The sequence below is a fragment of the Lewinellaceae bacterium genome, from assembly GCA_020636135.1.
Classification (GTDB): domain Bacteria; phylum Bacteroidota; class Bacteroidia; order Chitinophagales; family Saprospiraceae; genus JAGQXC01.
The window spans coordinates 2,970,887-2,996,830 of record JACJYK010000001.1; the positions used below are offsets into that span (position 1 = coordinate 2,970,887).

Sequence of the window (25,944 nt, forward strand, 5' to 3'; positions counted from 1 at the left end):
GGCATTAGGAAATTTATACCATTCCATATCGTTCATTTCCTGTAAAATGAACCGTTGTAATGCGGTACCATTATCTTTATGCCTTGAGAATACATTACTGGAATGAGAACATTGTTATATACCCTTTTCATCTGGGCTTCCCTGAGTTCTGCTGAGGCTCAATCCGTACCCGGACCCTTCCTCGATAGTCTGTGGAACTCCTCCAATCAACAAATTCTGGACAGGACGGCTTTCAGTTGGCAGTCCATCGGTGAAAATGCTGCAGCCGTACCGGACGCAGTCTATCGATATTATCAGCTGATGTACCGGGATCTCCCCTGCGACGGGATCATTGCAGCTGTATTATGGCGCAACAACCGTCCTTCATTTGGCCAGGTCACCAAGACCGTCGTGCCGGTCAATACTACGGGTGACGAGAAAACAAAACCGGCAGCACAGGTCTTGCAAAAATTCTTTCATCTTGATGCCTCCGCCATCGGAGAACTCGATGTCAGACAAAACGCACCAGCTTCATGGCAGGAATGGACGCTACCCCAGGTGGCCTTTTCGAATCTGGAAACACGGTATGCCTATCATTTGAATGCAGACCAGAATTGGGTATTGATGCTGATGATCCGGTACATTCCCGAGGACCGCAGCACCCTTTGGGAACTCGGACTTGATCCAACGTCAGCACAAATCCTTTATCGTAAAGACCTGGGATCGCATTGTATAGGCGAAGACTTCAATCCCAATACGGTCCGCACCCAGGAAGTTCTTCCGGTTTTGGCATCAAGCCCGGATGCCGGTGAAGGTTCGTACCTGGTCCTACCCTATCCCGCCGAAAGCCCTCTCGTTGAAGGCCAGCAGCTGATCACCAATCCGGCAGATCCTGATGCATCACCGTTCGGGTGGCACGACACCAATGGCATTCCCGGCGCTGACAGCCTGACGACCAGTGGCAACAATGCCCGCGTATTCCTTGATCGCAATGCTGATTTCCAGCCCGACAGCAGTGAGACCACCGGTGGCAGTGACCTGCAATTCCAGTATGCTTTTCAGCTTGACAAGGAACCCGTTTCGTATCATAAGGCCGTCGACGTACAACTGTTTTATCAGCTTAATACCCTGCACGATGTCCTTTTCCATCATGGGTTTGGTGAGGATGCGAACTTTCAGGTCACCAATTATTCCGGCAAGGGTAAAGGAAACGACCCGTTGATCGGGCTAAGTCAGTTTGGCGCTGACCGTGGAAGAGAAAATAATGCCGATTTTGTGCCTTCCACCGATGGCAATACCTCTTATCTGCGTCCCTACCTCTGGGGTTTGCCCGACGATCAGCTGCTTACGGTAAACTCTCCGTCCAATATTACCGGCACGTATAAGACTGCTTCAGCTGCATTTGGTCCTGGGGTCTCGACGGCACCTATAACAGGTCAGGTGGTTTTCGTGAATGACGGCAGCAACACGCCAACTTATAGTTGCAGCACATTGATCAACGGCAATGAAGTGAAAGGAAAGATTGCCATGATTGACCGGGGGAACTGCACATTCCAGGAGAAGGCCCTCTTTGCTGAAAATGCCGGTGCTATCGGCTGCATCGTCTGCAACTACGAAGACAAACCGGTAGAAATGGGCGTGGTCAACGGATTGGCTGAACCGACAATACCAACCGTGTCACTCAGCGTCTCCGATTGTGCCAAGCTACGCAGTTATGCCGGTACTACCCTGAATGTTACCCTGCAATTGCCGTCTTTTACCGGACCGAATTTTGTGGATGCCACGCTGGATAACGGCGTTATTGCCCATGAATACTTCCACGGAGTAAGCCAGCGACTGGTAGGAGGTCCGGCCACGATAGGCTGCCTGAACAATCCCGACTACAATGGTGACGGAACTGAAGATGACGGAGAACAGATGGATGAAGGATGGAGTGACTTCTTTGCCCTGTTTATGACTACATTGCCAGGAGACGTTGGTACCAGGCCCCGCCCGATTGCCAATTATCTTACCCGCAGCCAGGATCCGCTGGATGGGGTACGCGCCTATCCTTACAGTACGGATCTGTCCGTCAGTCCCTACACCTACTTTACAGCATGGAATGCCACCGTACCACATGGTGTGGGAGCTGTCGGCAATGCCATCCTGTGGGACATTTATTGGGCATTGACCGATCGTTACGGATACGACAGCAACCTGACTACCGGAAATGGCGGTAATAACCGGGCACTGAAATTATTGGTAGAGAGTCTTAAAATTTTGCCATGCAGTCCCGGATTTACGGATATGCGGGCTGCCTTGATCGAGACTGACAAACTACTCAATAACGCAGAAAATGAATGTCTGATCTGGGATGCCTTTGCCCGACGGGGTGTCGGTTATTCTGCACGGCAAAACAACCCACTCATCGTGGCGGATGGTGTTACTGCCTTTGATCTTCCACCCAGCTGCTCAAACGCGGTGTTTCTGGCCAAACAAATGACGAAATTGATTCATGCCGGGGATACGGTGTGGACAGAGATCAAAGTTCGTAATGACCGGGGCCAAGCTTTAGAGGAGGGCACACTGACGGATGATCTGGCTGATGGACTTACTTTCCTTGCCCAGACAGCAACTGTGACCGCGAAACAATCGGGTCAAAACATTCGGTTCGAAGGCATCACGCTCCCGGCCGGAGACAGTCTGATCATCCGTTATGCAGCATTATCTGACCCGGGCCGGGCCTCCCGGCAAAACTTTCTTGACGATCTGGAATCGGGTGACGGATTGTGGGATCTGGAAAATTTGTCCGGAACCGGTATCTGGTCATTGGACAAAACGATCGCGCATTCGGGCGAGCATGCCTGGTTTGTTCCCAACACGGCCTCCATCAACGATCAGGTAATCAGCCTGATAGACCCCATAGCAGTCCACGGGTCATTTCCGGTGTTGCGTTTTTACCACCGTTGGGATACCCAGTGGGGCAGTGATGCAGGGGTCATAGAAATCAGTACTGACGGGATCCGCTGGAATCCGGTCGACCCGGACTTCATCCGGACAGGGTATAATGGTCCCGTGAAAGTCACGACCTTTTCTGCTCCGGACCGGTCAGGCTTTTATGGTAACCAGCCGGAATACATTGCTTCCTACCTCGATCTCAGACCATTTACCGGACAGGATATTCGCATCCGGTTTCGTTTTGGAACCGATGATCAGGTGGCCAGGGAAGGATGGTGGGTGGATGATATTGAAGTGATGGATCTGATCCAGTATCAATCGATGACATGTCTCCAGGTTTCCGGTAACGCCGATGTTTGCACAGAAGCTCAGGACGGAGGGACATTTGTTGAGTCCGTACCGGTAAGCACTTCCCGTACTTCGTTAGACCAGATCTCCGGATTAAAGGTATATCCCAATCCTTACCACCAATCCTTTCAGATACAGCTGCCGGAACAATCCGGAGACCTTCAACTGTGGTCACTTACCGGACAGCTCATGAAACAATGGCACATGGAGGGTACGGAAAGAGCAACATTTTCAGCCGGCGATCTACCTGCGGCGTGTTATGTTTTGTTGTTCAGAGGTTCGACAGGATTGACCTACCGACAGAAACTGATCCGGTATTGATCAGAGCTAGTATTTGTCGTTATCGCGCAGGATGCGGGCTGGATTGCCAACCACGATCTTACCGGGAGGCACGTCCTTTAGGACAACTGATCCCGCGCCGACGATGCTACGTGGTCCAATGGTCACCCTATCGGAAATGGTGGCTCCCACTCCAATCAGACACTCACTCCCTATGCTGCAACCTGATGCAATGGTAACACCCGGGTTGATGTTAGTATAAGATTCAATGACGGTATGATGCCCAACGGTAGCTCCCCGCTTTACCCAAACGAAATCATGTAAGCGGGCGAACGAAGATATCACCGACAGCGGTTCTATGACTGTACCATATCCTATGTGAGCGCTTAGTGCGGTGACCGCTGATGGATGGACCAGGCGCAGGAAGCGTTCTGGAGCCATTGGCATTATCGATTGGAAATGCATAAGGATTTTCCTGATGGTTTTGCCGGTCATAGCTCCAATCAGCAGCATGCGTGCCGGTTCATCCTTCCACTGGCTGAGTGGAATTTCCTCAAAGCGATCGCGAGGCATTGCAAAAGGAACATTGGCCATTGGATTGTCTTCAGATTCCAGATTAGCTATGATGCGGATATCCGGTAACTGCCCGTACAGGTCTTTCAGTAGATCAAACTGCACGGCCAGGGCAAAATGATCACGCCCAAGAATGTCAATTTGCATGTTCGTGGCGAATAGATTTAACGCGATGTGTGTTGTAAAACCCTGCTTCTCCAAACGTAACGGAAGTCATCACCGGTCGCTCGGCCATCGCGGCCAATTGGTGGACCCTGCGTAACAGGTCCAGATTGGAAGCCAATTGTTTGCGCCGGACATCAAAATAAAGATTGTCCTCCAGGCCCACGCGGATCCCGGCTCCGGAAGCAATTGCCATCAAATGTACCGGGAGTTGACTGTCGCCGATCCCGGCGAAAGCATACCAGGCGCCCGCCGGCAATTCTTCCACCACTGCTGCCAAATGGCTGAACCGTGGCTGCATGGAAGCGATGTTTCCAAAAAGCAAATTGAAGTACAAGGGTTGTTTCAACCATCCTTTCCGGATCAGGTAATGGGCATAATTCATCATGCCGAGGTCAAAAACTTCCAGCTCCGGTTGCGCTCCGTGCGCATAAATGGCGTGAAGCAGTTCCTGCACCATCTCCGGTGCATTGACACTGGCCTGGCGAGAAAAATTAAGCGAACTCAGGGTGAGGGATGCCAGATCCGGATACAACTGCAAAGGCTCGGACCGCTTCTTGAATTCATTGAAGTTCCGACCGCTCAGTGAAACCCCACAGACCAGGTCGGGACAATGACGACGAACACCTTCCAGGATGGGACCATAAACTTCAAGCCGAAAATCAGGTTCAAAAGTCTGTGGGTGGCGTGCATGCAGATGAACCAGGGTGATCCCGACCTCATAAGCCTGGTGAACATCTTCGATTATCTCCTGCACTGAAAGAGGAACATGTGGATTGTCCGATTTCATCGGTACCATTCCAGTGGGTGTATAGTTGATAATTAATTCTTCCATGGTATTCTCCTCATTCACAACCTACAGCATTACAATACAATGTTGTCCTGCCGGAAGAACAAAAATAATCATTTCAACCTGCAATAATAAAAGGAGAAACGTACCCTGCTTCATAAGGGGAAGTCCCTGCCGGATGATGTATGTTAAACGGCCTAAACTATTCTTCTTCGTCGCGGTCTACGAAGTCGTCAATTGCGTCTTCAATACGCTCGCCCACCACTTTGGCTACCGCTTTAACTGTATCACCCAGATCTTCCAGGGATTCTGTAATCGAGTCTGCAATCGATTCAAAGAAGGATTCCTTAGGAGCTTCTTCCCTGGAAGTCGTTTCCGGAGCGCCTCCGGATGAACCCGACTCATCCGTGGTTACCGTTGATGTTTCAGCCTCATTCTTGGGTTGATCACCACTTTCGGCTGATGGCGTTTTTACCGGCTGCTCTGCAGCTGGTTCCTCCCTGATGTCATCCTCGTGGATCAAAGCTACCGCGTGCTCCAGTTTATCACCAAGTTCTTCCTCCCTTGCCTGGGCAGCTTCCTTGATCTCTTTGGCGATCTTATCCTTGATATCCTGCTTGGCTTTTTCTATTTTTTCTTTTTCAGCCTGATCAGCTAACCGTTCATTTTCTTTAGCCATACGTTGTTCCAGCACTCCACGGGTCTGATGCATTTCCTGTAACTTCTCCCCTTTGGAGCGGATGCGTTCCTCAATCATCTGGATCTTGGCCTGCCGGATCTGGGCTTCCAATTGGCCCTGCGTTTCGGCAATACGCTGGTTTTCAAAATTCAGATCCTTTTTATCACGCTCAATGCTACGGTCCATCTTCTGGATAGCCTGCAACAATCCCTCATAGCGCCGCTGCAAACGCTCAAAAGCATTTTTGCCTTTGACTCCGGCCCCGCTGCCGCCATAACGCTTCTCTTTCACCGTTTTGAACAACGTATCGAGTTTGCCCCACACGCGGGAGCGATCACCCTGTGACAAAGGAGAATCCTTAAACCGGCTTTGTATTTTTTTCAGTTCATCAAAAATGGGCTGTAAACTAAGTCCATCATCCACTTTTTGTTTGATCTCATTCAACTCCTCCTCGAAGCGAGTGGCAAATTCCTTTGATTTTCTTTCAAAGGCATCGTCCATCGCCCGGCGTTTTTTCTTCAGATCATCAAAGAGTTTATTGGTGGTATCCCGTAAATCCTGAACGTGTTCTTTAAAGAGGTTACGCTCTTTGACCTGATCCTGTACTTTGTTCCAGAATGACTTAAGATCTTCCCAGAGCGGGTGATCAAATTCAGAGATGCTTTTGACCCGTTCCTTGAAATCATCGAGTTCCTGGTCAAAAGAATGTTTTAATCGCTGTGATAAGACAATGAATTGCCATTCGGTTTGCGCTCTCTGAACCACATCCTCACGCTCTGCAGTAATTCCTGCAGGCAATAAAGGATCACTCAAAGACAAGTCATTCGTGTACTCGTGAAATCCTTCCGGAAATGCGACTTCTTTGTCATTTCGCCAATCTTTCATCATCGCATTGGTGAACTCCTCCGTAGCCACCTCAAGCGGAAAGGTGTACACTTTTACTTTTACATCGTCAACCAACAATTCCACAGCAATCAGGATCTTCTCCTGTTTTTCGTCATTACCCCAAAGTACAATTTTCGTTCTCATGATACGGTCATATTAAATACGGTACGGGCATATCCTTTAAGATATGCAATACTTACAAAACGACGCAAGGACTCAATAAGTTTACTTCAAAACTTTGCCGGACTGCAAAATTTCCTGGTTGAGCAGGCATTCGGCTATCTGTACGGCATTGGTGGCAGCTCCTTTGCGTAAGTTATCGGCTACAATAAAGAGATTAAACGTGTTGGGATTGGAGGCATCTTCACGGATCCGGCCTACAAAAACTTCATCCCGGTGGTGAGCCAGTAGTGGCATGGGATATTCATTCCGGCCAGGATCATCGAGGAGTACTATCCCGGGTGCATCCTGCAGCAGGCGGCGGATCGCAGTTACCGAAGCCGGTTTTTTCAACTCCACATTCACAGTCTCCGAATGTCCTCCGAAGACCGGCACACGAACTGCCGTGGCGGTAATCCGGATGTCCGGATCGCCAAGGATCTTCCGCGTTTCATTGACAAGCTTCATTTCTTCCTTGGTGTAATCATTCTCCAGGAAGACATCACAATGGGGCAAACAGTTTTGAAAGATCGGGTGGGGATAAGCTGGTGCCATGGGGTCCGTACCGGATAACTCCTCTTCGTATTGTTTCACGGCTTTAGCTCCGGTACCGGTGATCGATTGGTACGTGGAAATGACAAGCCGCTCAATGCCAAATGCATCGAATAATGGTTTCAAGGCAACCACCATCTGAATGGTCGAACAATTTGGATTGGCAATGATGTGTTCTTTACCGGTCAGTACTTCCTGATTGCATTCCGGCACGATCAGTGGAATGTCAGGATCCATCCGCCAGGCACTGGAATTATCGATGACATAGGTACCGACCGCGGCAAATTTAGGTGCCCATTCACGGGATACCGAGGCACCGGCAGAGAATAGCGCCACATCCGGTCTGGCTGCGACAGCTTCTTCCTTGGTCAGCAGTTGGTATTCCTTTCCACGAAACCCGATCGACTGGCCTGCGGAGCGATCACTTGCCACCGGCAAAAAAGAAGTTACCGGGAACTCCCGTTCTTCCAGCACTTCTCGCATCACCCGTCCGACCAATCCGGTTGCACCGACTAAAGCAACTTTCATAACATTTGAACTTAAATCTAAGTTAGGGAGGAACAAAGATACATCCCTCGGCAATATCTTGCTATTTTTAGCATATGAAAGCACCCGCACTGATAGTCAGTCTGCTATTAGCTCATTTCGTGTTTGGACAAGCTGCCTGGGAAGACCATTTCGAAGATGGGGATCTGACTGCATCACCCGCCTGGCAGGGCGATCTGAATGACTTTACAGTCAATGCACAGGGACGGTTGCAATTACAGGCTGCCGAGGCTGGAACCTCCCGGATCTATGGCCACTACCTGGCCCGCGACACCTTTGATGTTGACTTCTTTTTCCAGTTGGGTTTTGAACCTTCCTCTTCCAATCGACTACGGGTTTATCCTGCGCTCAACAACAAGGATCCGGAACAAGGACAAGGCATGGTAATATCCGTAGGCGAAACCGGCAGTAACGACGCCGTCCGGGCTTATGCCTGGGATCAGAACACCGGCACATTGCTGGGCAGTGGTGAAGATGGGACCGTGGCCGGTGCTGGCATCCCAGTTCAGGTGCACCTTGAATACCGGTCCGGATCGTGGCAGTGCGCCCTTGCGTACAATGGATCCGGAACGCTGATCCCCGCCTGGCAAGCTGACTTTCAACTTCCTGCAAGCGATACTTTTTATTTTGTGGTAGAGTGCACCTACACATCCACCCGTCGTGACCTGTTTGAGCTGGATGACATCTATGCCGGACCGCCGGTTGAGGACAAATCGCCTCCTCAGATCGTTCAGGCTGATATGGAGTCCCCTACCCTGACCACCCTGACCTTTAATGAGGCATTGAGCGGCAGCTCCCTTTCCGTGGATAATTTTACATTGCTACCAGGAAACTCCCATCCTCTGACCGTGGAGCCCGATGATGATTTCCACATTCTGTTAACCTGGGCAGTACCTTTCATCAGCGGACAAACTTACACATTGCAGATCATCCATTTGGAAGACCTGGCCGGCAATTTCACCGAAGCAGTCACGGTCCCACTTAGGTACATTGAATACGAAATCCCGGTATACGGTGATGTGGTCTTTAACGAACTGATGGTTGACCCTACACCCAGTCAGGGACTGCCGGAAGCAGAATACATCGAGTTGTACAACGGCTCTTCTAAAACCATTGACCTGGGCAGCCTACGGATCAGGAGAGGTGGTACCAATTACCCGCTACCCAGCCAACCTTTTTCACCCGACACCTATGTACTCCTGACTTCTGCATCCGATGCCGCAGAATTTTATCCCATCAGCGAGGTTACACCAATGGCTTCCTTTCCTACGCTGACCAATTCAGGTGGACGGCTGGAACTGTATTTTGAAGAAGTGCTTTTACACCGTCTGGATTACAACACTTCGTGGTACCGGGATGGAAACAAAGACGATGGAGGGTGGAGCCTGGCGTTGATTGACTACGATCACCGTTGTGGCAGTGCCGGAGAATGGATTGCCAGCACGGCCCAACCGGGCGGAACACCGGGCCAGGCTAACGGCATAGACCACACCCTGCTTGCCGAACAAAAGGGCCGGCTTTACGCCTGGGATGTAGCGGATCCGCAGGAAATCAAACTTACGTTCAGTCAGGCGCTCACAAAGCCCTCTGAAACATTCCGTTATCAACTGAGCCCGGAGATCCGTTTTGATAATTACAGCTGGAATACCGATACCCCTAACGAAATTCAATTTCACCTCGAATCCCCGGTTGCATCGGATCAGCTTTATCAACTCTTGATCAGCCACCTGGCTAATTGCAGCAACCAGGTATTGGCCGACACCAACGTGACGATCGGTGTATCCCGGCCACCGCAAGCCGGGGACCTGTTGTGGAGTGAGTTGCTCTCCGATCCGTTTCCGGGAGGCGCTGACTTCGCTGAGATATACAATACGAGTCAGTCGGTAATCAGTCTGGATTCGGTATTCGTTGCCAAAACGGCCAACACCATTGAGGATGCTGTCGGTCTGAGCGTTTTAGGAAATATCCTGCCCGGGCAGTACCTGGCGTGGAGCCCCAACCGGCCAAGCCTGCAGAAACAGTACCGCTTGCTGGCCCCGGGCAATGTTTTTAACTGGACACTACCCTCGCTACCCAATGACGAAGGTTCCATCATCCTCTTTTATTACGATGCACAGGCAGAGCCCCAGCTTTTGGATGCCATTCATTATTTTTCTTCCTGGCACAATCCATTCCTGCAGGACCCGGAAGGATATTCTCTGGAGCGGATAGATTTCACGAAAGAAACACAAGACCCTTTAAACTGGACGTCCGCTTCTGCCAGTTCGGGAGGCGCTACTCCCGGATACCGTAATTCCACACAATCCGAAGCAGATCTGGTGGCCAATAAATTCATCGTAACACATCCGGTATTCTCTCCGGATGACGACGGGATGGATGATCAGGCTGAAGTAACCTATACCCTCGATGCCCCCGGATACGTACTCAATGCAACCGTTTTTGACATGCAGGGCCGGCCAGTAGCCAATCCCTACAACCAATTTACGCTTTCCCGCGACGGACTCTTGCTCTGGGACGGGCGGGACGTGCACGGAGGTCTTCTGCCAATGGGAAGGTATGTTTGGTATCTCGAAGTATTTAACCTTAAAGGCACCGTAGAACGATTTAAAAAATCAGTAGTTTTAGCCCGATGAGGTTGCAGGATTGGCTGAATAAAGTGTTTCAATCTTTACCCATGCAGGTGTTAACCATCGCAGGGCTGGCAGGTCTTACGCTGGCTGTGATGTTTCCGGGAGAGGTGCTGCTTTTCAAGAAAATTTCGAACTATGCATTCTACCTCGTATTCATAGAGATTGCGATGATCTTTTTCTTCCTCATCATCCAGCAAAATCGGCTGATGTTTGCATCCATCTTCGCGAGTGGGCTATTGTGCTTTTTCCTGAAGCATGCCTCCAACCAAAACCTGATCCTGCCTGCCAAAAACGATCAACGGAAAATCACCGCCGGACTGTTTCACATGTCCGCCCTCCAAAACTACCTGGTTGAAGACATGGCAGCCATCACTAAACTGGCCGGGGATGTCCTCATTTTTACTGAGATAACACCGGAATGGAAACCTTTTCTAAAAGAACAACTGGATAGCTGTTATCCCAATCAGGCATGGCTTACCCGGAGTGACCCCTTTGGTCAGGTCATATTCAGCCGCTATCCGATCCTTTCGGTGGACACCCTGTACTATCAGGATTCCATTTACCAGTTGGGGATCCCATCGCTGCGCTGTATCCTCGAGTGGGAGGAGGACCGTCCCATCCAGTGTATTTCCACCTATGCTCTGCCGCCACTGGATGATGCCGGTTACCGGCGTCTCGGCGGACAACTGACCGATCTGGCTGCACACATTCCCAATGACTCCTATTTCACGCTGTTTTCGGGCTTACTGAATGTGCCAAACTGGACGACCGAAGTGACCTCCTTCAGGCAACAAATGCGGTTACTGGATAGCCGCAGATTTTCCAAATTCTTCAAGTTACCGTTTGACCATTTATTTTATTCCGAACGTTTTGAGTGTACCTCCTTTCAGGAACTACAGGATCCGGTCAATTATTTCGGCATTGTCGGCACCTACCAAATCCGGTTGCCCTGATGCGCTGGTTACGGTCATTCGGGTATGCCTGGTCCGGAATTCTCACGGCAATCCGACAGGAAGCCCATATGCGGTTTCATCTCTTGGCAACGTTGCTGGTGACATCACTTGGTCTTTTTTTTCATGTTTCCCGCATTGACTGGCTGTTTCTCTTACTATTGACAGCGATGGTTTGGATCACTGAGATGATTAATACGGCCCTGGAAATGCTTTGTAATAAAGTGGAGTCCCGGCAGGATCCGTCCATAAAAGCCGTCAAAGACCTGGCGGCAGGTGCAGTTCTGGTTGCAGCATTCCTCGCGGCAATTGGAGGAATCCTCATTTTTGGCCCATATTTGCAGGCATGGATTTAAAACCATTGAACGAGACCACCGCAAACCCGCATACCGAATATAAAAAGCGCCTGGAGGCCAGTGAATCGGAAGCCCGGCAATACAGCCGGCATTCCCGGCAAATATCGTGGGTACGGGTTATCTTATTCCTGGCGCTGATCACCTGTGGTGTATTATGGATCAGATCTTCCTTCACCGGCACCTCCTTTCTGGTAATGATGGCAATCCTTTTAGTGGGATTTATCTATGTCATCCGCCTTTACCAGCGTACCCGTAATAAACTAAAACGCGTCCAGTTACTGGCTCGCATCAACCGTGAAGAACTTTCGTGTCTGGAAGGCGATGCATCAGGATGGGAACCGGGAGCCCGCTTCTCGGGTAGTGACAGCCTCGCCGATGACCTTGATTTATTTGGCCCCCAGGGATTGTATCCGCATTTCAGTCGTGCCGGGACTGCCTACGGCCAGGATCTCGTGGCCTGCTGGATGACGCAACCATTACTGGACCGGGACGCTGTCCTCAACCGGCAGACTGCGGTGAAAGAACTTATTCCCGGCACCGGATTCCGGCAAGAGCTACTCATGCAAGCCCTCTGGGAAGAGCCGAAGGACATACCCTTTCAGTCACTCCAGGAATGGATGCGCGAACCTCCGTTTTTGCCTTCATGGTGGCGTACTGTAGCCAGGTTGTGGCCAATACTTATGGCAGCTGTGATTTTAGTCGCCTATTATTACGGCAATTGGTCGCCTACCATTCTGGCTATCATCACCGCCCTGGTTCTCGTAGGCCGCTATCAAAAGAAGATCATGCCCATGCATGAAGCCATCAGTGGATACAGCCGCCAGTTCAGCAATGCAGCCACCTTACTCCAGATGATCGCTATCCAACAATACGAACATATTTTGCTGCGTGGGTTGACGGTCAAAGCGCAGGGCGGAAGCACGGCTTTGAGGCGCCTGAGCAGGTTGGCCAATGCCCTGGATGGACGGCTGAATGGCATCGCCTTCATACTGACCAATAGTTTGTGGCTTCAGGACCTGCATACCATATTGGAGATTGAAGACTGGAAGAAAGAATACCGGGACCAGTGGCAGGAATGGTTTGATGCTATTGCGAAGCTAGAGGGTCTGCATACGTTAGCGACCTGGGCTTTTAACCATCCGCAAGGTTGCTGGCCGGTTCCCGTCCATGGCGGCGGATGGGAGTTGCAGTCTATGGTTCATCCTCTCTTACCGGAAGCTGTCGGGGTGGCCAATGATCTTTCTCTGGCACCAGATGTGCGCGCCGTGCTCATCACCGGCTCCAATATGGCTGGCAAAAGCACCTTCCTGCGGACGGTAGGTGTTAATGTACTGCTGGCACAGATGGGAACAAAAGTTACCGCCGCGTCCATGCAATGGCAGCCGCGCCGGCTGTTTACATCACTACGGATCAATGACAGCCTGGCGGAAAGCACCTCCTTTTTTATGGCTGAGCTAAAAAAGTTGAAATACATCCTTACCGAACTGGAGGCTGGTATTCCGGCTCTCGTATTGCTGGATGAGGTCCTGAAAGGCACCAATTCAGACGATAAACAATACGGTGCTGAGCAGCTTATTGAACGATTGTTGCTATTACCCGCCATGACTTTTCTGGCTTCCCACATCACCGAAATGGGAGTCCTGGCTGACCGGCATCCTGGAGAGGTCGTCAACTATTGTTTTGAATCCACCATTCAGGACAACCACCTCTATTTTGATTATCAATTAAGGCCGGGTATTGCGAAGAATAAAAATGCCACCTTCCTGATGAAACAAATGGGCATTATCAAGTCCTGAAAGATGCCATTCAAGGAATAATATGCAGGGTCATCCAACAATTTGATTGGAGACCGGTTCTTAATGTACCCGCGTGTTGAAAGCAAATAATAACACCATGAAAATCACATTGATCGGTCTAGGCATTATGGGCAATGGCATGGCCCGCAATCTATTGCAAAAACACGGACCTATCACGGTCTATAACCGGACTTCAGGACCAGCGGAGGTATTGCAATCCATGGGAGCGGTGGTAGCCACTTCGGTGCCGGAGGCCGTGCGTGATGCCGATCTGGTCATTACCATGCTGGCTAACCCTCAGGTCGTTGAACGCCTCATGCTGGGCCAAAAAGGTGGCCTGGTCCACATGAAAAAAGGAGCGATCTGGATGGACAGCACCACGGTAGACCCCATTTTCAGTGGGAAATGCAATGAGGAAGCTACGCAAGCCGGGATCCGGTTTGTCGATGCCCCGGTTACCGGTACCAAGCCGCATGCCCTCGCCGGAGAGCTGTCGTTCTTTGTGGGCGGCTCACCGGAACTAATAGAAGAGCTAACGCCCGTTTTGCACTTCATGGGTCCGCGAGTGCTCCACCTGGGACCTGTAACCAGTGGTGCCTCGTACAAGATCTTGCTGAATCTGATGCTCGCCCAGTCCATGGTTGTCTTTTCAGAAGCCGTACTACTCGGTGAAAAACTGGGATTTGACCGTACCTTCTTACTGGAAAATCTCCCGAAAGCGCCGGTCATTGCACCCTTCACCCAAGCTAAAGCCCAGATGATCGCTGCCGGTGATGAATCCGTCCACTTTCCACTGGAGCTGATGCTCAAGGATGTCCATCTAGCCAACAAGCTTGCTTACGAAAAAGGTCAGCCGATGTACCTGGCCGGTATAACGGAGTCGCTGTATGCCGGGGCAAACCAGGAAGGACTATCCCGGTCTGATTTCTCCTCGATTTTTAAGTGGTTGAGTAAGGAGGAATAATATTCTGGGCTAAAGCCCTTATCATGCAGATCATTTGAAGCTCCGGGCTAAAGCCATGGGGCTGGGTTAAACTTTGCATACTGTCCCTCGCGTCACTCGGTCAGCTCTTCGTCTTTTACCTCTGCTACCTCTTTCACCTCAGCTACCTTTGCTACCTCTTTTACCTCTTTTACCTCTTCTACCTCTAATCATCAATAGCCGCAAATACCATCTGACGGAACCGCCAACCGGAATTGTCGCCATTTGTGCCCTGCGTCTGCTTCATCAGGATGCCGATCACTCCCTCCTTAGGGTCTGCGAAATATTGGGTATTAAAATAACCACCCCAGTCGAAGGTTCCGGCACTCCCTTCACCACCCAGGTCCTGACCTCGCGGGGTTGTGACTCCAAAGGCCAACCCATAATAGCTGGCAGGATTGGAGTTGACCCCGGGAAACTGTTCTCCCATGATGGACTGGACCGTTGTGCGGGAAAGAATCCGTTTGCCATTTAATTCTCCGCCATTCAGATACATCTCTAAAAAAGTGGCATAATCCTTTGCCGTGCTGGAAAGACCGGCACCGCCTGAAAAGAAGGTCCTGGCACCCTTGCGGGGATAATCCGGGTCGTAAAAGGTTACGGGGTAATGTTTCCATTTTGTTCCATCTGGTGTCTGGACCGGAACCAGCCGGTTGGCCCGGTCATCCGGCAGGTAAAACCAGGTGTCCTTCATCCCGAGGGGCTCAAAAAGATGGGTACGGGCAAACTCATCAAAGGGCATTCCCGAAACGATCTCGATCAGATAACCCAGCACATCCAGGCCCTCGCTGTAAACGAAATTGGTTCCCGGTTCATGGTGTAAAGGAAGCTTCGCCAATTTTTTCACGCTTTCACCGATGGTGATTTTTTCAGTCGTAAAAAGGTCCGTCACGCCGGCCTTCTTATAGATCATCTTAAACCGTTCATCACCATCAATGACTCCATAACCTATTCCGGAGGTATGGGTCAACAAATGCCGGATGGTGATCTCATGAGCCGCAGGCACCGTGGTGTACGTGGTATCCGTGTACCGGAAAGACTGCAGGATCTGCGGATTCTTGAATTCAGGAATGTACTTGGAGATCGGGTCGTCCAGTTGGAATTTTCCCTGCTCCCACAACATCATGACACACGTCGAGGTGATGGCTTTACTCTGTGAAGCAATCCGGAAAATGTCATCGTTGGCAAACTTACGTCCGGCAGCCTGATCCGCATCACCAAACGATTTATAATATACGATCTTACCGTGCCTTGCAATAAGCGCAACCATGCCCGGAACCTCATTGTCTTTTACGGTCTGCTGAAGCATGGCGTCTATTCGGTTTATCCGCTCCGGCGACATGCCCACCGATTGAGGAGTAGCATCCGCCAGGAGAGCACTTTTTTGGATGGAATTGGTCTGGGCAGTTAGGAATGTCATCAGGAAAAGCAGCAATAAGCTACATACAGATCGAATCATGATGGTCCAATATTTTCGGGAAATTACAACTTATGGCCAACTTCTCTGGCCATTCTATTGAACGAGAAATGCAAGATCTGCTTAATTTACCAAATCAGGCTTTCTTACGACCTTCTGTGGAAAATTTACAACTTATGTTGAACTTTGACGCTTAACTGGAAGGCATGGAGTTTACGTTTACCTGCAAGCACTTTGACGACTTAACCAATTACGAATTGTATGACCTACTGGCACTCCGGCAGATGGTTTTTGCTGTGGAGCAGCAATGCATCTATCTCGATCCCGATGGGAAGGACCTGAAAGCATACCATGTGTTGGGTTATAGCCGCGAAGGTAAACTCGTCGCTTGCGCACGACTGCTTCATGATCCTAAATGGCCTGGTCATGCTTCTTTTGGCAGGATCATCAGTCACCCGGAAGTACGCGGCCAGGGTGCTGGCAGATTGCTGTTAAATTTTGTCATGGAGCAGATGGCGCGCCTCTTTCCTGGTGAGCCGATCCGCATAGGAGCACAAACCTATTTACTGAATTACTACCAGAATGTTGGATTTCAGCGCATTGGCGAAGAGTACCTCGAAGATGGAATACCACATTGCGATATGATCAAACCTAATTCCTCTCCAACTGGTGTTTGATCTCCTCTGACCGATTGATCAGGAAGGAATACACTTTGACCAGATTGTCTTTCATAGCATGTGGATCCGTTGCTTCACGGTCATGTTCCGAAATTTCATAATTGGCGGGATCTTCATAGAGAGGTTCGAGATCCTGATAAATCCGAGTAAAGATTTCCTGGAGTCGCGCAGGAGAACTCATCTTCGGCAGGATCTCGCGAAAATGATCCAGATAATGTGCATACAACACCGAGTCCTCAGCGATGGTCCGGTCCAGTATGTCTTCTGAAGAATAGATCAATGCGTCTCCGAGCCTTCTATTTCGTAAATCCATACCCTCGTGCGGTTGCTGGGTCAGCAAGTCATCAAAGTCCCAGGGAACAATACCGAACCGGATGCCCGGATGATCCGGCTGAATATAATAACAGACTTCATCGGTGTAGTCGCCATTCTTAGCCCAATAATTAAAAGCCAGCCAACTGAAATAATCCTTTAGGTCCAGGTACCTGTTCAAAGAATCGTACAACGATTGGCCGTGCAAGTCTTTACAGAAATCCGGAATAGCCGCAAATGCCCTTTTTGACTCCTTGGTTAGCGTGGCCGGAACCTTTTTACTGACTTTTTCCTGGTCGATATGCCTGCTTTCCAACCGCCGGATTACTACAGGTGCGTCTTTATCTTTCAGAGCGACATCGTATGGCCTTTCTATCAAAAGGTAAATGCCTTCGGTTTTTCCATTCAATCGCAATTCCGCATACTGAAAATAAAACTTGGCCACTTTCAGATCATGCATCATGGTGAATGCGAAATAATTGCGGAAATAATGGACATCCATCGCCTGAGCCAACAGGTAAAATTTTTTCATTTTCTTTTTACCCTGGCTTCCTTCAAACTCAAAGTCGTCTTCGAGTTGAACATTAAAGCTCTTCCGGTAGAAAAAAGCACTGGATTTCCCTCTGGTTTTGACTTCTTTGACCTTAACTTCACGACCATCGATAAGCATTTTATTTACCGGGATATTTGATCCGCTGCGGAGCGGGTCGTGTATCTGCCGCGCTATCGACTTGGGTATATCAATATCCACCACCGTATAATTACGGTCCGTAGCCGGCTCCAGATGCAGTACCTGCTGACTATAAATACTGCTACTAAAAATGCAAAAGATGAATGCAACCAGCTTACTGTACTTCGGTCCAGACATGGAGGTAATTTGGAAGTCTTCACTAAAATTACAATATTTCTGATGCTTATGTCCATTGAATTACTACTTCAATACCGCAACAGCATATCTCCGGAATTAAATACCTTCGATCAAACCGTAGGGCATCAGATGGTTAATGGTGTGCTTAATACATGCCGGCCTGGTGAGTATTTGCACACCTTATCTGAATGAAACATGATCATGAACGGAATCAAGCTAATCGTAAATGTCTATCTATGCAGTACTCTTATCATTGGTACCGTTTTAAAGCTTGATGGTCAAAACCTGGTCCCCAATCCCGGATTTGAGGTGGTTACATCCTGTCCTGTCGTTTCTGGACAGATTGATCTGGCGGCACCCTGGCAATCCGAAAACCTGACTCCGGATCTTTATCACCGTTGTGCCCAAAATACGGCCATCCAGCCGCCACGCCTTGAGGTTTTTTGCACCTACCTGGAGCCGCATCAGGGCGACGGGTTTGCCGGCATGGTCGTATATGGCCCGGTACGGGAGTACCTTAAAGCACCACTATTGGAATCGCTGAAGAAAGGTCAACAATATTTCATCCGCTTTTGGGTCGCCATCGATGACAACTGCATACAAGGTATACCTAATGTCAATTCCAGTGGCATCGGTTTGGGTTTCGGCAACGAGGCCAGTCTTTATGGTGCCGTGGTAGAAAATAATTCAGGCATTCTGAGAGACACCTCCGGATGGGTGGAGATCACCGGGTGTTATACCGCAGAGGGCAATGAATCGCACGTCTACATAGGAAATTTCAGGTCCAATGGTTCTACCATGATCGAATACGATCAGGAAGGAAGTGTCTATGAGGATTACATGTACGTGGACGACATCGAAGTGATCCCGTTTGACCCGCTACCGGATACCATCTGGCAATGCCAGGATCAAATTATGCTCAATGGCTCCTTTCAGGATTTTCCGGTGCGCTGGCAGGATGGCGGTTATTCATCCACCTTTCAGGTTGATAGTCCCGGGCTGATTCAGGTCACCGCAGAAACAGAACATTGCCTTCTTACGGATGAGAGTCATGTGCTCAACGGAATTCCGGATGCAGTGCCCAGTACTGGTGCAATATGTCCGGGAAATTCCATTACACTGGAGGCACCGGTTGCCGAATCTTACCTTTGGCAGGATGGAAATATCAACAGAATCAGATCTGTAACGAATGCTGGTTTTTATACCGTTTCATTTCAAACCGGATGCGGTACTTTTGATTTAACTTTTGAAATCGAGGAACATACCTGCGACTGCAGTATTTTTATACCCAATGTGTTTTCACCGAACGGAGATGGTCTAAATGACGACCTTAAGGTTTCAATGAATTGCAAGGTATCCTATACCATCGTCTCTTTTTCGGTATTTGACCGGTGGGGTCAGGAGATTTTCCGCACCCAAACGCCGGAAACAACACCATGGAACGGCGCCTCAGCGCCAGGAGTTTACGTTTACCGGTTGGAATATTTGGTGGGGAATCAAAGTCCTCCCCACGTCAAATTTGGAGACATTACCATCGTCAAATAAATTCCGGCGCCATCACCATGTTTAAACCTGTCGACATTTGCCTCAAGCATACACCTCGAAGAATAACAGGCTTTGAATGCAGCTCGACAAAGGTGTTTTTACATTGCTTGCTGATGCTGGTAACCACCACTCCGGTTTCACTTTTTGCTCAGAATCTGGTGCCCAATGCCTCGTTTGATCACGCAACTTCCTGCCCCCGCACGGAAGGGGAAGTCGACCTGGCCATCCCCTGGCTAAACACCCTGCTCACGCCAGACCTCTTCCTGCGCTGTGCCGAAAATGAGAACTTCAAAGTACCCAGACCGCGTAAATGTACCTATCTGGAACCGCACAGCGGGGATGGATACGTAGGACTGGCCACCTATGGCAATACCCGGGAAGTCATCGGTGTTCCATTGGTCCATCCACTGGAAAAAGGCAAGAGTTATTTCCTGCAGTTCTGGGTAGCCATCGACGATGTGTGTGAGCGCTGGGACCGGGGAACCTATACGGACGCCATCGGGCTGGGCTTTGGCGAAGACAATTACGACATCCCGGACTATCCTGCACTGGAACACCGGGGCACGATATTTCGGGACACTTCCGGGTGGACGCCCATATTCGGCTGTTACGTAGCCAATGGTAAGGAGAAATACCTGTTCATCAAGAATTTTCAATCCGATGACCACACCCTGGTAGTAAGTGACGACCCGGCATTGATCCCGGTTTTTGACTATCTGTATATCGACGATGTCGCCGTCATTCCCATGAACCCCTATCCGGATACCCTGCCCTATTGCGGTATGCCGCTACGCCTGGCTGCATCCATTCCGGATGCGACCTACCTCTGGGACAATCACAGCACCGACAGTGTCCGGTGGGTAAACAGTGAGGGCGATTATCGCGTCACAATAAAGCTTGGCAAGTGTGAGAGTGAGCAGGTCATCCATGTGGTGGATGTGGACCATGGGATCCCCGTCGATCCCCACCTGGTGATGTGCGAGGGGAATGCCCTGCGTCTCCAAACCGCCCTGCCTGGGAAGGTCACCTGGGAAAATGGAGCGATCGGCACTTTGCGGACGGTGGATCAACCCGGCATGTACCAGGCACAGATCACCAACGAATGCGGGCAGTTCACCCAGGACTTCAATGTAACCGCCCAGGACTGCGGATGCCAGGTTGATGCTCCCAATGTATTCTCACCCAACGGGGATCAGGTCAATGACAACTGGAAACCCTATCTCGATTGTCCATCCCTGGAACGCGTGGAGTTGCTGCAGATCTATGACCGGTGGGGACAACTGATCTTTTCCAGTTCCGACCCGGACCAACTCCCCTGGGACGGCCGGTTTAATCAAAACCTAGTTCCTCCAGGTATTTATCTGTGGGTATTAACCTTCCGGACCAATAAGGCCGGCAACCGGCAGACTGAATATGCCACTGGTGATGTTACGGTAATCCGCTAGTTACGCTCAATACCCGAATAACCCGGGTAACCACATGCTCAATCCGGAGATGTAAGTGACCAGCATCAGGACCACCACCATGGTTATCAACAGCGGGATTAAAGAACCCATAATGTCGGATACAGAGATTTTAGCCACCCCGCTGCCAACAAATAACAGGGTTCCGACCGGCGGAGTACACAGCCCGATACACAGGTTCAAAACCATAATGATCCCGAAGTGTACCGGATGCATACCCAATTGGGTAACCACCGGAAGAAAGATCGGCGTAAAGATGAGCACTGCCGGAGTCATATCCATAAAGGTCCCAACGATCAGCAGGGTAATGTTGATGATAAAAAGAATGACGACCGGACTGGAAAACTTATCGAGCAGAAAGTCCGTGAGTAGCTGAGGTATACTTTCAAATGAAAACAGCCAGGACATGGCCATCGAAGTACAGATCAGAAACATGACACTGGCCGTCACTTTGGCGCTTTCCAGGAGGATGGGGCCTACATCTTTCAGTTTCAGATCCCCGTAACTGTATCCCAGGATACCGGCATAGACGACGGCAATGGCTGCTGCCTCGGTTGCCGTAAAAATACCGGCGATGATCCCACCCACGATGACAACCAATAACAACAGGCTAAAGAAGGCCCGCCGGAAATCCCGGAATAGCCTGCCAATGCTGACCCGCTCTCCGCGTGGCAGCTTTTTGGAAAATGCAGTATAGGAGATGACGACCATCAGGGCTACTCCTACCAGGATCCCCGGAATGTATCCAGCCAGAAACAAGGCAGCCACGCTGGCTGCACCGCCGCTGGCGAGAGCATAGACAATGAGCGTATTGCTGGGAGGGATCAGTAGACCGGTCGTAGCAGATGTGATGTTAATGGATGCACTGAATGGCCGGCTGTAACCTTCATCCTCCATACGATCTGTCATGATACTTCCAATGCCGGAAGCTGCCGCCATGGCAGAGCCGGATATGGCTCCCATCAGCATGGCTGCAATGACATTGACAAATCCCAGTCCGCCGGGCAGGGAACCAACCAGTGATTTGGCAAAATTAATCAGCCGGTTAGCGATTCCCCCGCGCTTCATAATTTCTCCAGCCAGGATGAAAAAAGGTATGGCCAGCAGGGCAAAACTATCAATTCCGGTTGTCATCCGCTGTGAGACAGTGGTGACACCAGGACCGAAGGCAATATTGACCAGTATGGTCAGAGTCGTCGAGATCCCGATGCTGAAAGCTACCGGGACGCCGTAACCGAGCAGGGCAAAGAAAGAAACAAACAACAGTATTATGGATATCAACTCAATGCTCATGGCCACCGGTTTACATTTCGAGAGGTTGGGTTGGTTCGGGTTCGTTTTGGGTCATATGGTAGATGGAATAAAACACGATCAGCAATCCTGAAAAAGGAACGATGGCATATACGACACCCAATGGCACATTTAAGGCCGCCGAATACTGGCCCAATTGCAGCGTCATCATCACCAGGTTGCCACCGCCTCCGACCATCACCACCAGCGCAAACAGGGCCATGATCACCTCGATGGATCTCTGGCGCTTTTGCCTTTTCTCCGGTGGAAGCTTTCGCACCAGGAAGTCAATGGCCAGGTGCTGCCGTTGCCCGTTCAGGTAGGCTGCTCCCAGGATGGCCAGCCAGATCATTGCAAACCGGGCAAACTCCTCCGTGAATGAACTCGAGTGCCCTACGATGTACCGGGAGACCACCTGCCAGACGACATCCAGGGTCATCAATCCGAAGATGAGGATGAGCATCCGCTCTACTGTATAATTCAGGAAATCATAAATCTTCTTCATCGCATTACATGTTGTTTATCCGGTCCATCAAAGCCTGCATTTGAGGGTTTTTACCAAACTGATCCCTCACCGCTTGAGTACGCTCTGCAAAGGGCTCCTTATCCGGACGGATAATTTCTACATGCGCAGCTTCCAGGGTACGCATGCACTCATCTACGGACTCCTGCCAGAATACTTTTTCTGCCTGAGCCGATTCCTGCGCTGCCTCGTTCAACCAGGCTTGTTCCTGTTCACTCAGCGTGTTCCAGAATTTGGTGCTGATCACCAGCACATCCGGTATGGTAACATGCTCATCGAGGGTATAATACTTACACACTTCGTAGTGATTGCTGGATACAAAGGAAGGTTCATTGTTTTCCGCACCGTCCACGACACCCTGCTGAAGGGCGGTGTACAATTCTCCGTAGGCCATGGGAGTTGCAGCGCCTCCCAGGGCAGCTACCATATCAATGGACATCTTATGATTCATCACCCTGATCTTCAATCCCTTAAGGTCATCAGGAGTCCGGATCGGTTTATCTTTGGTATAGAAGCTGCGGAATCCTGCATCGTAATAACACAATCCTTTCAGCAGGTATTTGGTGCTGCTGGCCAGGATTTCCTGACCGATGTCACTATCCCGTACGCGCCAGGCATGGTCTGCGTCGCGATACAGGTAGGGCACGCTTAATATCTCGTATTCCGGGGCAAAATTGGCCATGACGGCGGCGCTTACCTTAGTCATTGCCACGCTTCCGATCTGTAAAAGTTCAAGGACTTCCCGCTCGGAGCCGAGCTGACCATCGGCGAAGACCTTGACGGTCATCTTCCCTCCCGACTTTTCTTCCAGGACTTTCTTCAGGTACAGCAGTCCTTTATGGATGGGATGGGTGGTTGTATTGGCATGTGCCAGGTACAGGACACGTACTCCGGAAATCTTACCACAGTTCAGGGATGCGAACAACAGAAATACCAGCAGACAGACAGGAATACCTCCACCTCCCTTCCATCCTGTATAGCCCGTTGCTCTCTTATCCATGCGAATTATATTTGAAATTCAGGATCTACGGAAATATTCCAGCCTGCCATAACCTGCTCTTTTCCAGACAGGTATATTGACCTGATTACAGAAATGCTATACCAACTCAGGGATGTCTAATCCTCAAGCAAGACCGCACAAACCTTATCCAGCACATCCTGTACGCCCGCCATGTCCGGTGCCTGGGCATAAACGCGCAGGACAGGCTCGGTACCCGAAGGACGTATCATCACCCACTTATCACCCGCAAAATGGAATTTATACCCGTCCAGGTTTTCTTCTTTGGTGATGTTGAGTGGTCCAAAAGCCTTATAACCGCCTTCGTTCAGATGCTTGAGGATATTTTGTTTCTGCGCTTCGGTCACGTGCAAATCATTCCGGCCAAAATCGAATGCGCCGACAATATCATAAACCTCTGCCAGCAAAGCATCCAGGGTCTTTCCCGTCTTGGCCATAAATTCAAGCAGCGTCAGGCCCATCCAGATACCGTCCCGCTCTGGGATATGGCCTTTGATGGCAATACCGCCAGACTCTTCTCCCGCCACCACCACATCGGTATGCTGCATGATCTCGGTGATGTATTTAAAGCCAATTTTGGTAATGTCGTAATCCAGCCCATAATGTTCGGCCAATGCAGCTACCTTCTCGGTAACGGAGAACGTGATCACCACCTTACCGGTCATTTTTTTATAACCAACCAGATAGTGCAATAACAGGAGCAGGATCCGGTGGGAGTCCACAAATTCTCCGCGACTGTTGTACATTCCGATACGGTCGGCATCGCCATCGGTGGCGAGCCCCATTTCAATGGACGAATCCGAAGCAACCAGCTTAGCCAGCTGCTGCAGGTTTTTATCGATGGGCTCAGGAGCAGTGCCTTCAAAGGAAGGATTAAAATCACAATGCAACAAGGTGGCTTCCGGCAATACTTTGCGGATCACATTCTGGCCGGCGCCAAACATCGCGTCGTAAGCCAGTCCCATGCCGCTCTTCCGGATAGCATCCAGGTCGAAACTCCTTTCGACATGCGCGATGTACATGGCTTCCAGGTCTATCATCTCCAGCAAACCCTGGTCTTTTAGTGTGGAAAGTGCAGGCCATGGTCCGGCAACTTTCTCCGGAATTAAAGCTTCAACGGCAGCTATGTCTCCCGGTATCGTCGGGCCTCCGTAACTGGATTTCAACTTGTATCCGTTGTAACTGGATGGATTATGAGACGCCGTGATTACGATCCCCATATCCGCCTTTACCTGCGTTACGGCATACGAAACCATCGGCGTTGAGGCGAAATGGTCGCCCAGATAGACCTTGATTCCGTGTTTTCCCAGGACCCGCGCAGTAGCTTCTGCAAACATCACCCCACCAAAACGGCAATCGTATCCGATGACCGCGGCTTTCATTCCTTTGGATTGCATCCAGCGGCCGGTTGCATCCGCAACACGCTCAACGTTATCAACCGTATATTCTTTAGCAATGATGGCACGCCATCCGTCGGTACCAAATTTAATTTCCACCATATCTCTTTTAGCTTTAGTGATTTCCGTAAAATTGTGAAAATTAAACGGAAAACCAACACCAAAACCGATTTTACCTTGGCCGATTTATACCGACATCGTGGGCTGCGTAAAGGTTTGGTCGACGCGCTGCGCAAGAAAGGAATTGATGACGAGCGTATCCTGGATGCTATCATGGCCATACCCCGCCATCAGTTCCTGGATAAAGCATTCGCGGACTGGGCTTATAAGGATGTTCCTTTCCCGATCGGCCACGAGCAAACCATCTCACAGCCCTTTACCGTAGCCTTCCAAACCAAATTGCTGGAAGTCAAACCCAAGGATAAGATCCTGGAAATCGGAACCGGTTCCGGCTACCAGGCATGCGTTCTGGTCGAGATGGGTGCCAAAGTCTACACCATCGAGCGCGTCGAAGCCCTCTTTCACAAGACCAACAAGCTGCTGCAGGAGTTAGGCTATGGGATGATCCGCACTTTCCTTAAGGATGGCTTCGAAGGCCTTCCCCGTTTTGCGCCATTTGATAAAATACTGGTCACCTGTGGTGCAACCGATATCCCGCAGACCCTTAAAGATCAGGTCCGCATCGGAGGATACATGGTTATACCCGTCGGATCTGGAGAGGCACAGGAAATGATCCGGCTGACCCGCCTGAGTGAAACAGAATTTCAGAAAGAAACTTTCGGCATGTTTCGCTTCGTGCCATTTTTGAAAGGATTGGAGAAACTGCGCTGA

General features: G+C 50.2%; 20 protein-coding genes. 10 read left to right on the forward strand and 10 right to left on the reverse strand.

Annotated features, from left to right (window positions below; genetic code table 11):
* Nucleotides 1-102: 102 nt before the first annotated feature.
* On the forward strand, nt 103-3,585 hold the full coding sequence (locus H6570_11360) for a M36 family metallopeptidase (protein MCB9319874.1): 3,483 nt from the start codon (nt 103-105) through the stop codon (nt 3,583-3,585).
* A 6-nt stretch (nt 3,586-3,591) separates the two neighbouring features.
* Here H6570_11360 and H6570_11365 read toward each other — a convergent pair whose 3' ends face one another.
* From H6570_11365 to H6570_11380, 4 genes are all read right to left on the reverse strand, one after another.
* Nucleotides 3,592-4,263: an acetyltransferase gene (locus H6570_11365; protein MCB9319875.1), complete on the reverse strand. Its 672-nt coding sequence runs from the start codon at nt 4,261-4,263 to the stop codon at nt 3,592-3,594.
* Nucleotides 4,253-5,113 (reverse strand): 3-keto-5-aminohexanoate cleavage protein, encoded by an 861-nt coding sequence (locus H6570_11370; GenBank protein MCB9319876.1) that lies wholly within the window; start codon nt 5,111-5,113, stop codon nt 4,253-4,255. The genes H6570_11365 and H6570_11370 overlap by 11 nt, the downstream gene beginning before the upstream one ends.
* A 157-nt stretch (nt 5,114-5,270) precedes the next feature.
* The gene (locus tag H6570_11375) at nt 5,271-6,776 is read right to left on the reverse strand and encodes a hypothetical protein (protein MCB9319877.1); all 1,506 of its coding nucleotides are present in this window, start codon (nt 6,774-6,776) and stop codon (nt 5,271-5,273) included.
* Between the two features lie 81 nt (nt 6,777-6,857).
* Nucleotides 6,858-7,871 carry an aspartate-semialdehyde dehydrogenase gene (locus H6570_11380; protein MCB9319878.1) on the reverse strand — a complete coding sequence of 338 codons (1,014 nt, stop codon included), beginning with the start codon at nt 7,869-7,871 and terminating at the stop codon, nt 6,858-6,860.
* A gap of 74 nt (nt 7,872-7,945) precedes the next feature.
* On the opposite strand from H6570_11380, the gene H6570_11385 reads away from it, so the two are divergent.
* The 5 genes from H6570_11385 to H6570_11405 all read left to right on the forward strand — a co-directional run bounded on the left by H6570_11385 (nt 7,946) and on the right by H6570_11405 (nt 14,585).
* Nucleotides 7,946-10,522: a lamin tail domain-containing protein gene (locus H6570_11385; protein MCB9319879.1), complete on the forward strand. Its 2,577-nt coding sequence runs from the start codon at nt 7,946-7,948 to the stop codon at nt 10,520-10,522.
* On the forward strand, nt 10,519-11,472 hold the full coding sequence (locus tag H6570_11390) for an endonuclease/exonuclease/phosphatase family protein (protein MCB9319880.1): 954 nt from the start codon (nt 10,519-10,521) through the stop codon (nt 11,470-11,472). The genes H6570_11385 and H6570_11390 overlap by 4 nt, the downstream gene beginning before the upstream one ends.
* The gene (locus H6570_11395) at nt 11,472-11,825 is read left to right on the forward strand and encodes a diacylglycerol kinase family protein (protein MCB9319881.1); all 354 of its coding nucleotides are present in this window, start codon (nt 11,472-11,474) and stop codon (nt 11,823-11,825) included. Before H6570_11390 ends, H6570_11395 begins: the two co-directional genes overlap by 1 nt.
* A complete protein-coding gene (locus H6570_11400; GenBank protein MCB9319882.1) occupies nt 11,816-13,621 on the forward strand; it encodes a hypothetical protein in 1,806 nt (601 codons plus the stop codon). The genes H6570_11395 and H6570_11400 overlap by 10 nt, the downstream gene beginning before the upstream one ends.
* 97 nt (nt 13,622-13,718) lie before the next feature.
* On the forward strand, nt 13,719-14,585 hold the full coding sequence (locus tag H6570_11405; protein ID MCB9319883.1) for an NAD(P)-dependent oxidoreductase: 867 nt from the start codon (nt 13,719-13,721) through the stop codon (nt 14,583-14,585).
* Between the two features lie 184 nt (nt 14,586-14,769).
* Here the strand turns inward: H6570_11405 and H6570_11410 are convergent, their stop codons facing one another.
* A complete protein-coding gene (locus H6570_11410) occupies nt 14,770-16,062 on the reverse strand; it encodes a beta-lactamase family protein (protein ID MCB9319884.1) in 1,293 nt (430 codons plus the stop codon).
* 164 nt (nt 16,063-16,226) lie between these two features.
* On the opposite strand from H6570_11410, the gene H6570_11415 reads away from it, so the two are divergent.
* Complete coding sequence (locus H6570_11415; GenBank protein ID MCB9319885.1) at nt 16,227-16,697, forward strand: GNAT family N-acetyltransferase; 471 nt, start codon at nt 16,227-16,229, stop codon at nt 16,695-16,697.
* Here the strand turns inward: H6570_11415 and H6570_11420 are convergent.
* Complete coding sequence (locus H6570_11420; GenBank protein MCB9319886.1) at nt 16,672-17,877, reverse strand: CotH kinase family protein; 1,206 nt, start codon at nt 17,875-17,877, stop codon at nt 16,672-16,674. The two genes, H6570_11415 and H6570_11420, sit on opposite strands and share 26 nt — an antisense overlap.
* A 201-nt stretch (nt 17,878-18,078) precedes the next feature.
* Between H6570_11420 and H6570_11425 the strand changes: the two genes are divergently transcribed.
* Entirely contained in the window at nt 18,079-19,422 is a 1,344-nt protein-coding gene (locus H6570_11425) for a gliding motility-associated C-terminal domain-containing protein (GenBank protein MCB9319887.1), read from the forward strand.
* A gap of 113 nt (nt 19,423-19,535) precedes the next feature.
* Nucleotides 19,536-20,867, forward strand: coding sequence for a gliding motility-associated C-terminal domain-containing protein (locus tag H6570_11430; protein MCB9319888.1), 1,332 nt, complete (start codon nt 19,536-19,538; stop codon nt 20,865-20,867).
* A 6-nt stretch (nt 20,868-20,873) separates the two neighbouring features.
* Here H6570_11430 and H6570_11435 read toward each other — a convergent pair whose 3' ends face one another.
* From H6570_11435 to H6570_11450, 4 genes are all read right to left on the reverse strand, one after another.
* The gene (locus tag H6570_11435) at nt 20,874-22,178 is read right to left on the reverse strand and encodes a TRAP transporter large permease (protein MCB9319889.1); all 1,305 of its coding nucleotides are present in this window, start codon (nt 22,176-22,178) and stop codon (nt 20,874-20,876) included.
* A 10-nt stretch (nt 22,179-22,188) separates the two neighbouring features.
* The gene (locus tag H6570_11440; GenBank protein MCB9319890.1) at nt 22,189-22,680 is read right to left on the reverse strand and encodes a TRAP transporter small permease; all 492 of its coding nucleotides are present in this window, start codon (nt 22,678-22,680) and stop codon (nt 22,189-22,191) included.
* Nucleotides 22,681-22,684: 4 nt separating this feature from the next.
* Nucleotides 22,685-23,698 (reverse strand): TRAP transporter substrate-binding protein, encoded by a 1,014-nt coding sequence (locus H6570_11445; GenBank protein ID MCB9319891.1) that lies wholly within the window; start codon nt 23,696-23,698, stop codon nt 22,685-22,687.
* A gap of 116 nt (nt 23,699-23,814) precedes the next feature.
* Entirely contained in the window at nt 23,815-25,215 is a 1,401-nt protein-coding gene (locus H6570_11450) for a phosphoglucomutase/phosphomannomutase family protein (protein MCB9319892.1), read from the reverse strand.
* A gap of 75 nt (nt 25,216-25,290) precedes the next feature.
* On the opposite strand from H6570_11450, the gene H6570_11455 reads away from it, so the two are divergent.
* The gene (locus H6570_11455) at nt 25,291-25,944 is read left to right on the forward strand and encodes a protein-L-isoaspartate(D-aspartate) O-methyltransferase (protein ID MCB9319893.1); all 654 of its coding nucleotides are present in this window, start codon (nt 25,291-25,293) and stop codon (nt 25,942-25,944) included.